Origin of the sequence: Paracoccus onubensis (assembly GCF_003591515.1) — a bacterium.
Lineage (GTDB): Bacteria > Pseudomonadota > Alphaproteobacteria > Rhodobacterales > Rhodobacteraceae > Paracoccus > Paracoccus onubensis.
This window is the reverse complement of record NZ_QZCG01000007.1, coordinates 141,543-155,750: the sequence shown is the minus strand read 5'-3', so window position 1 is coordinate 155,750 and position 14,208 is coordinate 141,543. Positions and strand designations below refer to the sequence as shown.

General features: G+C 61.3%; 12 protein-coding genes. 2 read left to right on the top strand and 10 right to left on the bottom strand.

What is annotated here, in order from left to right; genetic code table 11:
• Positions 1-9 precede the first annotated feature (9 nt).
• The 4 genes from araD to D3P04_RS11655 all read right to left on the bottom strand — a co-directional run bounded on the left by araD (position 10) and on the right by D3P04_RS11655 (position 4,899).
• Positions 10-1,752 (bottom strand): L-arabinonate dehydratase, encoded by a 1,743-nt coding sequence (gene araD, locus D3P04_RS11670; protein ID WP_119749237.1) that lies wholly within the window; start codon positions 1,750-1,752, stop codon positions 10-12.
• A gap of 50 nt (positions 1,753-1,802) precedes the next feature.
• A complete protein-coding gene (locus tag D3P04_RS11665) occupies positions 1,803-3,311 on the bottom strand; it encodes a tripartite tricarboxylate transporter permease (RefSeq protein ID WP_119749027.1) in 1,509 nt (502 codons plus the stop codon).
• Between the two features lie 12 nt (positions 3,312-3,323).
• The gene (locus D3P04_RS11660; RefSeq protein WP_119749025.1) at positions 3,324-3,863 is read right to left on the bottom strand and encodes a tripartite tricarboxylate transporter TctB family protein; all 540 of its coding nucleotides are present in this window, start codon (positions 3,861-3,863) and stop codon (positions 3,324-3,326) included.
• Between the two features lie 70 nt (positions 3,864-3,933).
• A complete protein-coding gene (locus D3P04_RS11655; protein WP_119749023.1) occupies positions 3,934-4,899 on the bottom strand; it encodes a Bug family tripartite tricarboxylate transporter substrate binding protein in 966 nt (321 codons plus the stop codon).
• A gap of 143 nt (positions 4,900-5,042) precedes the next feature.
• Between D3P04_RS11655 and D3P04_RS11650 the strand changes: the two genes are divergently transcribed.
• Together D3P04_RS11650 and D3P04_RS11645 are read left to right on the top strand one after the other, a co-directional pair.
• Positions 5,043-5,774 (top strand): GntR family transcriptional regulator, encoded by a 732-nt coding sequence (locus D3P04_RS11650; RefSeq protein WP_119749021.1) that lies wholly within the window; start codon positions 5,043-5,045, stop codon positions 5,772-5,774.
• A 40-nt stretch (positions 5,775-5,814) separates the two neighbouring features.
• Positions 5,815-6,486, top strand: a complete 672-nt coding sequence (locus D3P04_RS11645) for a GntR family transcriptional regulator (protein ID WP_119749019.1) — start codon at positions 5,815-5,817, stop codon at positions 6,484-6,486.
• A 246-nt stretch (positions 6,487-6,732) separates the two neighbouring features.
• Here the strand turns inward: D3P04_RS11645 and iolB are convergent, their stop codons facing one another.
• The 6 genes from iolB to D3P04_RS11615 all read right to left on the bottom strand — a co-directional run bounded on the left by iolB (position 6,733) and on the right by D3P04_RS11615 (position 14,203).
• Positions 6,733-7,527, bottom strand: coding sequence for a 5-deoxy-glucuronate isomerase (gene iolB / locus D3P04_RS11640; RefSeq protein ID WP_119749017.1), 795 nt, complete (start codon positions 7,525-7,527; stop codon positions 6,733-6,735).
• 85 nt (positions 7,528-7,612) lie between these two features.
• A complete protein-coding gene (iolE, locus tag D3P04_RS11635) occupies positions 7,613-8,527 on the bottom strand; it encodes a myo-inosose-2 dehydratase (RefSeq protein ID WP_119749015.1) in 915 nt (304 codons plus the stop codon).
• Between the two features lie 10 nt (positions 8,528-8,537).
• Entirely contained in the window at positions 8,538-10,376 is a 1,839-nt protein-coding gene (iolD, locus tag D3P04_RS11630; protein WP_119749013.1) for a 3D-(3,5/4)-trihydroxycyclohexane-1,2-dione acylhydrolase (decyclizing), read from the bottom strand.
• A gap of 87 nt (positions 10,377-10,463) precedes the next feature.
• A complete protein-coding gene (locus D3P04_RS11625) occupies positions 10,464-12,383 on the bottom strand; it encodes a bifunctional 5-dehydro-2-deoxygluconokinase/5-dehydro-2-deoxyphosphogluconate aldolase (RefSeq protein WP_119749011.1) in 1,920 nt (639 codons plus the stop codon).
• Positions 12,380-13,183, bottom strand: coding sequence for a TIM barrel protein (locus D3P04_RS11620; protein ID WP_119749009.1), 804 nt, complete (start codon positions 13,181-13,183; stop codon positions 12,380-12,382). Before D3P04_RS11620 ends, D3P04_RS11625 begins: the two co-directional genes overlap by 4 nt.
• 3 nt (positions 13,184-13,186) lie before the next feature.
• Positions 13,187-14,203: a Gfo/Idh/MocA family protein gene (locus D3P04_RS11615; RefSeq protein WP_119749007.1), complete on the bottom strand. Its 1,017-nt coding sequence runs from the start codon at positions 14,201-14,203 to the stop codon at positions 13,187-13,189.
• Positions 14,204-14,208 lie beyond the last annotated feature (5 nt).

The window sequence follows — 14,208 nt, the reverse complement described above, 5'->3', positions numbered from 1 at the left end:
GGCGTCGCCTCAGAAAATGTCAGGTTCACCGGCAGCACGACCGAAATCATGCTGAAGGAAATCGAAATCGCAACCCGTATCGGCCTGCGTCACATGTTTCGAGAACATCCAGCCCCAGCCCCGTTCGAAACGCGGCTTCGGCGCTTTCCATTCGCGGCGGCGGCGCGTGATTTCGGCTTCATCGACCAGCATGTCGAGCCGACGCGACGGCAGATCCAGCCGAACCCTGTCGCCCGTTTCCAACAGTGCCAGCGGTCCGCCAACATAGGCTTCCGGCGCCACATGCAGCACGCAGGCCCCGTAAGAGGTGCCCGACATCCGCGCATCAGATATCCGCAGCATATCACGGTAACCCTGCCTGATAAGCGCTCTGGGAATGGGCAGCATGCCCCATTCGGGAAAGCCCGGCCCGCCCAGAGGGCCGGCATTGCGCAGCACCAGCACATGGTCGGGAGTCACTTCCAGATTCTCGTCATCGATTGCCGCCTTCATCTCGGGGTAGCTGTCGAAGACAAGTGCGGGGCCCTCGTGGACATGATATTTCGGATCGCAGGCAGCCGGTTTGATCACCGCACCATCGGGGCAAAGATTGCCGCGCAGCACCGCCAGCGAGCCTTCCTTGTAAACAGGGTTCGACAGCGGGCGGATCACGTCGTCGTTCCAGACCTTCGCCCCTTCGAGGTTTTCGCCAATCGTCTGCCCCGTCACGGTCAGGCAGGACAGGTCCAGCCTTTCGCGCAACTGCGCCATCAATGCGCGCAACCCGCCCGCATAGTGGAAATCCTCCATCAGGTAATCCGTGCCCGAAGGGCGGACATTGGCGATCAGCGGTGTCTCGCGCCCCAGTTCATCCAGCGTGTCGAGCGACAGTTCCACCCCGGCGCGCCGCGCCATCGCCACCAGATGCACCACCGCATTGGTAGAACATCCCGTCGCCATGGCGACGATGGCGGCGTTGCGCACAGAGGCTTCGGTCACGATCCGGTCGGGGGTCAGATCCTCCCAGACCATGGCGACGATGCGCCGGCCGCAATCCGCACTCATCCTCTGATGACCGGAATCCACAGCCGGAATCGATGACGCTCCCGGAAGCGTCAGGCCCATCGCGTCGGTGATCGCGGTCATGGTCGAGGCCGTGCCCATGGTCATGCACACGCCCGCCGAACGCGCGATGCCGCCCTGCAAGCCTTCCCATTCCTTTTCGTCGATATTGCCCGCGCGGCGTTCATCCCAGTATTTCCATGCGTCGGACCCCGAACCAAGATGCTGGCCGCGATAGTTTCCGCGCAGCATCGGCCCGGCAGGCAGATAGATCATCGGCACGCCCGCAGTAATCGCTCCCATCACAAGGCCCGGCGTGGTCTTGTCGCAGCCGCCCATCAGCACCACGCCATCGAAAGGATGGGCGCGGATCATCTCTTCGACCTCCATCGCAAGCATGTTGCGATAAAGCATCGAGGTGGGCTTGGTGAAGCTTTCATCCACCGACAGCGACGGCATTTCAACAGCAAAGCCTCCGGCCATCTGGATACCGCGTTTCACGTCCTTGGCGCGTTCGCGGAAATGCGAATGACAGGAATTGATCTCGGACCAGGTATTGAGAATTCCGATGAGCGGACGGTCCATGAACTCTTCGGGGGAATAGCCAAGCTGCATCAGGCGCGAGCGATGGCCGAAGCTGCGAAGATCGTCCGGCGCGAACCAGCGGGCCGAGCGCAGTTGGGAAGGTTGCTTGCGAACAGGACGTGTCATCTTGTCTCCGTTGGATCGGCCCGCCACCATGGCGGCGTGCAGGTCGGGAATCAACTGCTTGTCCGGGCAGGCCGCTTTCGCATTCCCGACCAGATCTGCCAGATGATCGAAAGAGCGGCCAGCGCGAGGAAGGCTCCGGAAATCGGGTTGGTCAGGAAGCCGGTATAATCACCCTGCGACAATTGAAGCCCGCGCCGGAAATTTGTTTCAGCCATCGGCCCAAGGATGAAGCCGATGATGAAGGGCGCGGTGGGGATACCCGCCTTGACGAAGGCATAGCCGAGGATACCGAACCCCAGCACCGTCCAGATGTCGAAGATGCGGCTGGCAAGGCCGAACGCACCTACGGCACACAGGACGAGGATCATCGGCAGCAGGATATGGCGCGGAATGGCCAGCAGCTTTACGAAGATGCGCAACCCGTAGAACTCGACAATCAGCATCACGATTGCCGAAACCGTAAGTGCGGCGAAGATCGTGTAAACCAGATCGGCCTGCGTCACGAACAGCATTGGACCCGGCTGGATACCATGCATCATCAACCCGCCCAGCAGGATCGCCGTCACGGCATCGCCGGGAATACCCAGCGTCAGCAGTGGGATCATTGCACCGCCGATCCCCGCATTGTTGGCGGCTTCGGGGGCCACGACCCCTTCAAGCGTGCCCTTGCCGAATTCCTCGGGCGTCCTGGAACGCGAGCGGGCGGCGATATAGGCAAGGATGTTCGAGGTGCCTGCACCGATCCCCGGAAGGATGCCGATGACAATACCGATGACCGCGGAACGGAAGCCATTGGGCAATTGTTCGAAGAACTCCTTCATGCTGAAGCCGAAACCCTTCACGCCTTTCATGACAGGAGCTGTGATCCTTATGTTGCTTCCTGCACGGCCAGCTTCAGCCACCTTGATCACCTCGGCGATGGCGAACATTCCGACCAGTACTGCGAGGATCGAGAACCCCGAATTCAACTCGACCATGCCGAAGGTAAAACGGCGGGTCGCATCGACGGGGGCGATTCCCACGGTCGAAACCGCAAAGCCCACCAGCCCCGAAAAGATGCCCATCGTCATCGAGCCCGAGGAAAGCGTCGCGATCAATGTCAGCGAGAAGATTGCAATCGCGAAATATTCATGTGGTCCGAATGACAGCGCCACGCGCGCAAGCGCCGGCGCGACGAAGACAAGTGCTATGATCGACAGGATCGTTCCGATGAAGGAAAAGACGATCCCTGCCCCCAGTGCCTTCACCCCCTCGCCCTTTTCCATCATCGGGCCACCATCGAAAGTGGTGGCGATGGAGGACGGCGTGCCGGGAATCTTGAGAAGAATTGCCGCGATGAGCCCGCCCGAGGTCGCGCCGACGAAAAGCGCGACCAGCAGTGACATGCCCGCAGCGGGCGCCATGCCGTAGGTCATGGGCAAACACAGCGCGATGGCCATGACGGCAGTCAGGCCCGGGATGGATCCGAAGATGATGCCCACGACGACGCCCAGAAATATCAGCAGCAGCATCTGAGGCTGAATTGCGGCGAGAAGGCCGGCGGCGAAAAGATCGACCATGGTCTACGCTCCTCAGGACAGAAATGGGGTCAGCGGTCCCGCCGGAAGCATCAGGCTGAAGCCATAGCGGAAAAGGAAGAAGATCGCGGCCGAGACCACCACAGCCATCAGTGCCAGCCGAAACCAAGGAATAGGCTTGCCCGATGGACTGAGCAGCGCGATTTGCAGGAAGAGGTAGATTGAGGCGGCGAAGATGAACCCGATGGGTCGCATCAGCAGCACGAAAAAACCGATCAGCAAAAGCGAAAGAACGACACTCAGATAATCCGGAGCCATTTCCCCGGCGAGTGCGTCCTCATCTTCAGCGGTGGCGCGGGCTTGTTCGACGATATCGTCCGACATTTCCTGCGGCATTGCCGCAACAGGCTGGCGCCAGCTTTGAAGCAGATGAATCGCTCCCAGCAGGATCATTCCGATTGAAAGCATATGAGGAAAGAAGCTGGCATCCACGCCGCCGCTGCCCGGAATGCGGGATGCGAGTAGAAAATAGAGAAGGCCCGTGACGAACATGGTGGCACCGACCACAAGGCCCTTCGTTCTGGATTTCGCCATGATTGATCCGCTTTGTCAGACAGTTCGCAGATTATGCGTCCGAACGGGCCGGACACAGGCTCATCGGTTTTCAGCGAGAAGATTGCAACGCGTCGCGATACTGCATGTAATTGTCGCGAAGCGTGCTCAGTAATTCGATCGATTCCTCGTGCCCATAGGAAAGCACGGGCTGACGGAAGCCCTGTTCCAGATCGGCTGCGTATTCCGGGATATCGGAAATCTCGGCCGAGATTTCCGCCATGCGCTCAACGATCGCCTCATCGGTTCCTTTCGGGAAAGCAATGATATACGGATTGTTCATCACGAAATCGACACCCTGCTCGGCAAAGGTGGGGATATCTCCCAGAAGCGGATTGCGTTCCGCATTGGGCTGGCCAAGCACCACCATCTGGCCGGATTCGTGATAATCCTGGACAGCCCCATAGGCGATACCGGCCACGTGAACGCGGCCACCAAGCAGCGACGCGATCTTTTCGGCAGCCGAGCCGGTATCGACAAGGCGCATATCGGCGCCTGTCTCGTTCATGAACAGAAGACCTTGCAGATGCGAATAGCCCCCGATTTCGGTGCCATAGATCACCGCATCCGGATCATCTTTCGTGCGCTTCACCAGATCCTCGACTGAAGTGATCCCGGATTGCGCACTGGTTACGAAAACGGCACCTTGATCCACTGCCGGAATGCAGCAGATTTCAAAATCATCGATGCCATAATCGGCCAGACCCGAAACCTCGGTCACGATCAGATGGCCGGTATGGCCAAACAGGATCGTGGAACCGTCAGGGGCAGCATCGCGCACGGCTGTGGTGGCAATCGTCGCGCCACCACCAGGCATGTTGGTGATGACCATGGACGTGCCTGTCACCTGCTCGAAATAGCGGGCAAAGGTGCGGGCGTTGAAATCGGTGTCACCGCCGGGACTGGCGCCGATGATCACGTTGACGGTCTGGTCCGGCCAGTCGGTCTGAGCAAAGGCCGCCCCCGCCATTGCGGTGATGGTCGCAGCCGAAAACAACAATGTCCTGAACGCACTCATTAGACTCTCCTCCCTGTTGAGTCGCATGGCTTGAAACACCAATATGTAACGCACTAATATATTTGTGCGTTACATTCAACCTTATTTACGCCGCTGGCGTTACATGCGTGAGCGGTGTATTCGGGCTGCCAAGGATATTGAGCATGCAGCACAGTCATCGACGGCGATCCCGTTCAGACGGTATCTACACCGACCTCCGCCGTCGGATTCTTTCGCTTGAGCTGCCTCCGGGAACCATTCTGAACGATCGGGAACTGACCGAGCGATATGGCACCAGCCGAACGCCGGTGCGCGATGCGGTTCAACAGCTTGCGCAGGACGGACTTGTCCATGTGGCGCCCCAGTTCGCAACTTTCGTCACCCCCTTCGATTCGGTCGCGGTGCGGCAGGCACATTTCCTGCGCATCAACCTTGAGACGCCCCTGATCAAACGGCTTTGCGCATATGAGACACTTGACCTCACATCCGCCCGACGCCTGATCTCCCGCCAGCGCCTTGCACTGGAAGCAAATGATTTTCTTGGCTTTCTGGAACTCGACGATGCGTTCCACCACGCGCTTTTCGAATTGGATGAGATGGGTGCGATCTGGATGCTGATCCAAAGCCACAAGGCACAGCTCGACAGGCTCCGCTATCTGCTGGCCATCGAACATGGGCAGGTGTTTCATCCGATAGAACAGCACAGCGCGATCGTTGACGCGATCGAGGCGCATGAATCCCGAACTGCCATCGACGTGCTGCGGGTCCATGTTTCCGGCTCGGCCCAGCGCGTTGACGGAATGGCTGCGCAGCATCCCGACCTGTTCCGATGGCCCGCCACCCGCGAGCTGGCCCGCAGCAGCGGCCGCGCCGGATTGCGCAGCGCACAGACATGACGACATTTTATCGGCCTGACCGCCAGCGAGTGAACAAAAGATGAAAAGTTCAAAGAAATTCGAGACAAGGGATGGCGAAATTCGCGCAGATCTGCGCCGCCGGATCATTGCACTTGAGCTGCCCCCCGGCACGGCGCTTTCACGCCAGCAGCTACAGGAACAATATACCCTCAGCTCGACTCCGATTCGCGACGCCCTGCTTCAGTTGCAGGAAGAAGGGCTGGTCGCGATTCAACCCCAGTCGCGCACCTGCGTCACCCTGATCGACGGCGAGCAGGCCCGGCAGGCGCATTTCCTGCGCAGCACAATCGAGCGCGAGATCGCGAGCCGTCTGGCCCGAACCGCCGGACCGGAGCTTCATACCACGCTCGACCGCCTTATCCGCCTGCAAGAGGATGTCTCCCGTCATGATCTGTATCTCTTCGCCCAGCTCGATCAGGAATTCCATGAGGAGCTTTTCATCGCGGCAGGTTTGGAGCATGTGCATGACGCGATCAGGCGGGAAAGCATCCATATAGACAGGATACGCGCCTTGCACCTGCCATTAGGAGACAAAACCGCCCGCATTCTGGACGAGCATCGCCGGATAGCCGAGGCTTTGCGTACCGGTTCGGCAGAGCAGGCAGGCACCGCCATGACACAACACCTGTCGCAATCGATCGGCATGGCAGCGGAACTTCGCAGGCTTCACCCGAATTATTTCGCCGCCTGAACGCGCCGCCGCTGCTGGTGCAGGCGGCGTGAAAAGATCCCTGATCCTTTCATTTTCCACGACAGCGGGAAGCATGGGGCCGCTGGATCACCGACCTGTTCGGCATTCGCTGCTTCGTCAGTGCGCCCATCCTGCGGATTCCGGCATTATCAAGCCCGGAAATAAGGCCGGCGCATCCGGAACAAAGCAAAACACATGCGGCATCCGCATCAAGATCAGATTTGCAGACGGTATTCCGCCCCTCCCTCAGATAAGCTGTTCGACCTCCGGCGCAGGAACGAATCTCCAGTTCCTGCGTGGCCCCGCCATGACATTGAGATAATACAGCTCAAATCCATAGGGCGCGCCGCAGGGATGGTGACCGCGCGGCACCAGCACCACATCATGATCCCGGACCGGCATCACCTCGTCGAGACTGCCGTCATCAGTGTAGACACGCTGCACGGCCCAACCATCTGCCGGACGCAGGCGGTGGTAATAGGTCTCCTCCAGGTAGGTGATGCGCGGAAAATCGTCCTCGTCATGACGATGGCTGGGATAGGAGGACCAATGCCCGGCGGGGGTGAACACCTCGGTCACCAATAAGCTATCACAGTAATCCTCGGCCTCCATGGCGATATTATTGATGAACCGGGTATTGGTTCCCTCCCCCCGCCCGGTCAGGCTGATGCCGTCCGGCCCGATGCGCCGCGCGTCATGCCCTCCTCTGCCGGGAGCGGCGCAAACCGCGATGGTGCAATCGCTCCTGGCCACGGCCCGCCATTCCGCATCGTTGGGTACATAAAGGCAATGCGGCGGGGTTTTCTCGAAGACATCCATCCGCTCGCCCAGTATTCCCCAATCGCGGCCCGCGGCATGGAAGGATGCCTTACCCTCCACCATGACCAGGATCACCTCGTTTCCGCCGGTCGCCTCCCCAGCGCTTTCACCGGGCCGCAGCCGATACAGCGAGAACCCCACATATCGCCAGCCCGCATCCGCTGGTGTGATCTGATGGATCTTGCCATGGCCGCCGAAAGGTCTGCGTAACAACCGGCTCATCCTCGTCCATTTCTTCTTTGTCCAAATACCTCGGGGTGAATTGGCCGCAGGCCAAGAGGGGCAGCGCCCCTCCCTTGTCCCGTGATCACGCGGCGGCATTCCGGTCGAGTCCCGCCGCGACGGCCATCCGGCGCAGCGCCTCATATCCCATGCGTTGATAATGCAGAGGATCGCGGACCGCGCTGTCCTGCTCGGCCTCGATCACCAGCCAGCCCTGATAGCCATGCTCTGCCGCGATCTTCAGCACCGGTTCGAACGCAACGCAGCCTTCGGGATCCCCGGGCACGGTGAAGGCGCCGCGCTTCACCCCCTCGATAAAGCTCAGCCCATCGGCACGGACCTCCTCCATCACGGGGCGGCGGATATTCTTGCAATGGATATGCCCCACCCGATCCATATATTTCCGCGCCACCGCCACCGGTTCCGCGCCACCGAACAGGCAATGCCCGGTATCCAGCAACAGCAGCGTATCCGGCCCGGCCGCCGCCATGAAACGATCGATATCGGCGCCGCTTTCCACGCAGCTTCCCATATGATGATGATAGCAGAACCGCATCCGCTGCACGCTCGCATGAGCAGCAAGCGCATTGATCCCTTCCATGAAACGGTCCCAATCCTCGTCCGACAGCACGGGCCGGTCATTCACGGGCCTGTCCGGACACCCATGCACGGTGTTCGAGCATTCACAGACGATCAGCACATCCGTCCCCGCCGCTTTCGACATGGCGATATGCGCATCCATCGCCGCCTTCTCGCTTTCCAGCGTCGCGCCCTCGGCAAGGATATTGGTCGAATGCCAGCCTCCGACAAAGCGCAACCCGTAATCGCCAAGCGCAGCTTTCAACGCCAGGCCTTCCGAGGGCATCTTGTGCCCCTTCTCGATCCCGTCAAAGCCGATTTCGCGGCAATCGGACAGGCAGTCATCAAGGCTCAGATGATCGCCGATCGAGTGGTCGTCGTCATTCGACCAGGCAATCGGGTTGGTGCCGTAGAAAATCATCGCATTTCCCTCAATTCACAAGATTTTGTCGCGCGGCATGGTCCAGATATTCGGCATAGGCCCGTTTCAGCTTCTCGCTGCCGCCCAGTTCCGGCACGGCGACATCCCACCAATGACCCGCCGCTTCCAGCCCGTCGCCCGGCCCCGGCGCGGCAGTGGTGTCGATCACGATCACGGTCGGAATGTCGCGGGTCCGCGCCGCCGCGATCTGCGCCTCCAGATCGGGGATACCCTCGGCCTTCACCGCATGCGCGCCCATGCTGGCGGCATGGGCGACAAAGTCGATCTGCGGCTGCGCCGCGACATTGCAATCCTTGTAGAGATTGTTGAACTCTTCCCCGCCGCAGCCCCGCTGCAACCTGTTGATACACCCATAACCGCGATTGTCGGTCAGGATCACGGTAAAGGGGATGCGCCGCATCACCGCCGTCGCAAGTTCGGAATTGGCCATCATGTAGCTGCCATCGCCGGTAAAGCACAGTACCTCGCGATCCGGGCGCGCCAGCTTCAGGCCCATGGCGCCCGCGATCTCATAGCCCATGCAGCTATAGCCATATTCCATGTGATAGCCGCCCTGCGCCGGCTGCCACAGCAGCTTGAGCGCCCCCGGCATGGTTCCGGCGGCACATATGGCAATGCTGGCCGGGGTCGAAGCCCGCTGTACCGCTCCGATCACCTGCGCATCCGTCGGCAGCTCGTTCCCCCCGGCGGGCGCGGCGCAATGCGCATCCACCGCCGCCAGCCAATCGGCGCGCGCCTGCGGATCGGCGGCATCGGCGCGATAATCACCCAGCTTCGCCGTCAGCTTCTCCAGCGCAACCTTCGCATCGGCGACAAGGCTCACCGCGCCATGTTTGGCGGCATCATAGGGCTGCACATTGATGCCGACCAGCTTCGCCTCCCCGAACAGGGTCCGCGATCCGGTGGTGAAATCCTGCAACCGCGTCCCGACCGCGATCACCAGATCAGTCTTTGCCGCCACCCGGTTCGCCGCCGCCGAGCCGTCAACACCCACTGCACCGTAATTCATCGCATGCGCCTGCCCGAGCGCCGATTTTCCCGCTTGTGTCTCGATCACCGGGATATTGTGACACTCGGCGAAACTGGCCAGCACCGCCTCCGCCCCGGAATAGATCACCCCGCCGCCGCAAATGATTACCGGAGCTTTCGCCGCCCGGATGGCCTCCGCAACCAGTTCCAGGTCCTGCACATCCGGTTCAGACCGACGGATACGCCAGATGCGCGGCGCAAAGAATGCTTCGGGCCAGTCATAAGCCTCGGCCTGCACATCCTGGCAGAAGGACAGGCAGACCGGCCCGCAATCGGCCGGGTCGGTCATCACCCGCAGCGCACGCGGTAACGCCGTCAACAGATGCTCGGGCCGGGTGATGCGGTCGAAATAACGGACCACAGGCCGGAAACAATCATTCGCGCTCACGGTACCGTCGTCGAAATCCTCGACCTGCTGCAAGACCGGGTCCGGCCTGCGGCTCGCGAAGACATCGCCCGCGATAAACAGCACCGGCAGCCGGTTCACATGCGCCAGTGCCGCTGCCGTCACCATATTCGTCGCGCCCGGACCGATGGAGCTCGTGACCGCCATCGCCCGCCGGCGCGCATGCCCCTTGGCATAGGCGATCGCGGCATGGGCCATGGTCTGCTCGTTCTGCCCGCGCCATGTCGGCAACGCATCCCCGATCCCGTGCAGGGCCTCGCCCAGACCTGCGACATTGCCATGCCCGAAAATCGCCCACACGCCTTCGATGAAGCGCTCCCCCTCCCCGGTCATCTGCTCTGACAACCAACGCGTCATGGCCTGAGCCGCGGTCAGCCGAACAGTTTCCCTCATCTCAAGCCCCCTTCTTCTTTGTCCAAATACCTCGGGGTGAATTGGCCAAAGGCCAAGAGGGGCAGCGCCCCTCCCCCTGCCCCACGATCACGCCGCCTGCCTCGCCTTTTCACGCGCCCTGTCCCAGATTCCGCATAACCGCCGGTAACGCTTGGCCATCCGCGCCACCGCATCCTCGTCGCTTACCCGGCCAGCCAGCCACTCCCGCGCCACCTCGCCGAAGATTGTCCGGCCCACGGCAAAGCCCCGCACCAGATCGAACCCGGCGGCCACCTCGAAGCTTGCCGCAAGTTCCGCCTCGGGCGCGTCCAGCCCCAACACCACGATGCCGCGCATGTGCCGGTCATGTGCTTCGATTGCGGCAATCGCATTCGCCCAGGCCGCGCGGGTCGTCAGCGGCTCCAGCTTCCACCAGTCGGGATAGATGCCCGCGGCGTAGAACTGCCGGATCAGCACCCCGGTGGTCTGGTCATCCACCGGACCCACCTTCGACGGAATGATCTCCAGCAGGAATTCCAGCCCGTTCCGCCGCGCCGCCGTGAACAATCGCCTGACGACCGATTCCTGATCCGCGCGGGTCGCCGCATCGTCATCGGGATGACAGAAGCACAGGACCTTCACCACGTTCTCGCGCGCCCATTCCGACAAGCCGCCGCAATCCGCGCCCAGTTCCGGTTCCAGCGTCAAAGGCCGCGAGCCGGGCCATTCACAAGGCCGCCCTATCCAGAGCCCCGTGCCAGAGGCCGCCTGCAGCGCCCGTTTCCCGATCCGGGTGTCACATAAGATGCCATAGCCTCTTTGCCCGTCCTGCACCCGCAGGGCCGCCTTCAGACATAGCTCCTTGAAGGCCCCGCCCTTCCCGGGCGTATAACCGTCCATTTCCTCAAGCTGTTTCCGGTGATCGAACGCAAAGACCCGCATGCTCGACCAGTCGCCGCTTCGATTGGTGGCCCAGTGGATCTGCTCCAGTTCCGCGTCATTGCGCAGATCGGGGCGGATCACCCCGCGCTTGAGGAAAAACTCCAGTTCGGTCAACGATGGATAGGCGGGCGTGCAACCATGCCGACTGACCGCGAAGGCCCCGCAGGCATTGGCGTATTGCAACGCGGTCGGCCAGTCGGTCTGGTCGTCGGAACCCTCCAGCCAGCCTTTCAGTAACCCCGAGAAAAAGCCGTCCCCCGCCCCCAGCACGTTGAACACCTCGATCGGAAAGCCCGGCCCGCTCTCGCCCTTATCCAGGCTGTCGGGGATCGCGCCCTCGAAGGCCACCGCCCCCGCCGCTCCGCGCTTGCAGACCAGCACAGCGTCCGAGACCCCGCGCACCACACGCAAAGCCGCCACCGTATCGGAGGTGCCGCCGGCGATGTGGAATTCTTCTTCCGTGCCGACGATCAGGTCGAACAGGTACAGCACCGATTGCAGCTTTGCCGTGACTTTTTCGCTTTCGACAAAGCGGCTTTCGCCCTCGTCATGCCCGGCCACGCCCCACAGATTCGGGCGGTAGTCGATATCCAGCGCCGTTTTCGCGCCATATTTCCGCGCCAGTTCCAGCGCCTTGAGCACCGCCGCTTCGGTTCGCGGATGGGACAGATGTGTTCCCGTCGCCAGCACCGAGCGTGCCTCGGCGATGAAACCTTCATCGATATCATCTTCGCTCAGCGCCATATCGGCGCAGTTCTCGCGATAGAAGATCAGCGGGAAACTGTCCTCGTCGCGGATGCCCAGCAGCACCAGTGCGGTCAGCCGCTCGGGATCGGTCGTCACGCCCCGCACATCCACACCCTCGCGTTGAAGCTGTTCGCGAATGAACCGGCCCATATGCTCGTCGCCGACCCTGGTAATCACAGCCGAGCGCAACCCCAGCCGAGCCGTCCCGCAGGCGATGTTGGTCGGCGACCCGCCGATATATTTGGCGAAACTTCCCATATCCTCCAGCCGCCCGCCGACCTGCTGACCGTATAAATCAACCGAGCTCCGGCCAATTGTGATAACGTCAAGCGTTTTCATGCCGCCCCCTCATCGGCCAAAGCGGCCAGAATGAAATCCATGCTCTGACGCAGCGCCGCTTCGGGATCTGCGGCGTTGTGCGCCTCTGCTGCGAAGGGTTCGAATGAAAACGGGCCGTCATATCCTCCCGCCAGAAGCGCCCTGATCTGCGAGATATTCCCAAGCCGGTCGCCCCCGTCCACCAGAACACGATGCGCATCCAGCATATCATCGACCTGAACACCCGGATCGGTCACGCCGGAAATATGCACGAGTCCGGTGCGGTTCGGGAAGAGGCCGGTTTCTTTGGCAAGATGGTGATGGAACGTGTCATGCATCAGCGTATAGGTGCCGTCCGCGCCTGCCTCGGTGATGGCAGCAACAGCTTCGGCCTTGCTGCGCAATGAACTGACCGGAAAGCCCAGAGGCTCGACCAGACCGGTCAGCTTCCGCTCATGCAGGATGCTTTTCATGGCATCCAGAGCCCGCACCACCTCGGAATGCGGCACCTTGTTTCCGTCGTTCAGCGGGCACATGACCAGTGCCCTGGCACCGCATTCCGCCGCGTAATCGGCCATTCGCTGCGCGCGGTCGGGAAGATCGCCCGCCCACAGGTTGAACGGGTATAATGCGTTGATCGACAGGATGGTAATGCCCTGTGCCGCAGCCTCGGCACGGACAGCGGCGGGGGTCATGGTTCCCGGAACATCCGGAATGTCGTTGCGGATCTCGACTTCGGAAACCCCGAGTCGGCGGCACATGGCGAAAAACCCGGCCAGTGACAGTTTCGGCGCGGAAATATGATTGATCGCGAAACGCATGGTTCAGCCCCTGTCGTAAAGCGCCGGCCGGTCCGGCAGAGAGATGGGAACGATCTGACCGGATTTCTGCTGTGCCTCGACGCAGGCATCCGACGAAATCGCCGCGACATAGCCATCCCAACTAGTCGGGCCGGCGGCTGTTCCCTTCGCGGCAGCGATGATGAAATCATGTAACTCGACATCGTAACTGTCGATGAAGCGGTCCTTCCAGTCCGTCATGATCCCGCTTTGCAGCCGTGCCTCCCTACGCAGGGTGACCGCCATCGGGTCGGGCAGATTGGCCAGCCCCTCCTCTCCGACCACTTGGCACTGGATGTCGTAGCCATAGCGGCAATTGACGAAAATCTCGACATCGATGCGGACGCCTTTTGCCGTCTCCAGAAGCACGATCTGCGGATCGGCAACCTTGTCATGAGCATGACCGGATTTGCGTGGAAAGACGACCTGCGCCGAAATGTAATCATCGTCCAGCAACCACCGGAACACATCGATCTCGTGGATCAGCGTGTCGTGAATCGCCATCGGGGTGACATATTGCTCTGGTACGGAAGGATTCCGATGGGCGGCGTGAACCATCAGCGGGGCGCCAATCTCGCTGTCGACCGCCTGCTTGAGCATGCGATACCCGGCATCATAGCGGCGCATGAAGCCAACCTGAACAAGGCGGCTGCCATGAGCAACCTCGGCATCGACGATGCGAAGCGCACCTTCGGCTGTCGTCGCCAGCGGCTTTTCGCAGAAACACGGCTTGCCCGCGGCAATCGCCGCCAGCACATATTGCTCATGCGTCGAACCGGTCGAGCAGATCAATACCGCGTCCACATCACCGGCGGCGACCAGATCCTCGCCTCTCTCATAGACCTTCGCACCGGGCGCGAGATCCGCCTGAACGGCCCGCGCCGCCTCGGGATTGTAGTCGCTCAGGGCAACCACCTCGGCCCCGGCCAGCACCTGCTGGATTCGCCGCGTGTGATCGCGGCCGATCATACCTGTTCCGATAACGCCGATTCTGACGGTCATGTCCT

What these genes read in the sequence shown, in the direction of transcription:
- D3P04_RS11660 (WP_119749025.1), bottom strand. Translation starts at nt 3,863, where the DNA reads ATGGCGAAATCCAGAACGAAGGGCCTTGTGGTCGGTGCCACCATGTTC.
- iolE (WP_119749015.1), bottom strand. Translation starts at nt 8,527, where the DNA reads ATGATTTTCTACGGCACCAACCCGATTGCCTGGTCGAATGACGACGAC.
- D3P04_RS11625 (WP_119749011.1), bottom strand. Translation starts at nt 12,383, where the DNA reads ATGAAAACGCTTGACGTTATCACAATTGGCCGGAGCTCGGTTGATTTA.
- D3P04_RS11650 (WP_119749021.1), top strand. Translation starts at nt 5,043, where the DNA reads ATGCAGCACAGTCATCGACGGCGATCCCGTTCAGACGGTATCTACACC.
- D3P04_RS11620 (WP_119749009.1), bottom strand. Translation starts at nt 13,183, where the DNA reads ATGCGTTTCGCGATCAATCATATTTCCGCGCCGAAACTGTCACTGGCC.
- iolB (WP_119749017.1), bottom strand. Translation starts at nt 7,527, where the DNA reads ATGAGCCGGTTGTTACGCAGACCTTTCGGCGGCCATGGCAAGATCCAT.
- iolD (WP_119749013.1), bottom strand. Translation starts at nt 10,376, where the DNA reads ATGAGGGAAACTGTTCGGCTGACCGCGGCTCAGGCCATGACGCGTTGG.
- araD (WP_119749237.1), bottom strand. Translation starts at nt 1,752, where the DNA reads ATGACACGTCCTGTTCGCAAGCAACCTTCCCAACTGCGCTCGGCCCGC.
- D3P04_RS11645 (WP_119749019.1), top strand. Translation starts at nt 5,815, where the DNA reads ATGAAAAGTTCAAAGAAATTCGAGACAAGGGATGGCGAAATTCGCGCA.
- D3P04_RS11655 (WP_119749023.1), bottom strand. Translation starts at nt 4,899, where the DNA reads ATGAGTGCGTTCAGGACATTGTTGTTTTCGGCTGCGACCATCACCGCA.
- D3P04_RS11665 (WP_119749027.1), bottom strand. Translation starts at nt 3,311, where the DNA reads ATGGTCGATCTTTTCGCCGCCGGCCTTCTCGCCGCAATTCAGCCTCAG.
- D3P04_RS11615 (WP_119749007.1), bottom strand. Translation starts at nt 14,203, where the DNA reads ATGACCGTCAGAATCGGCGTTATCGGAACAGGTATGATCGGCCGCGAT.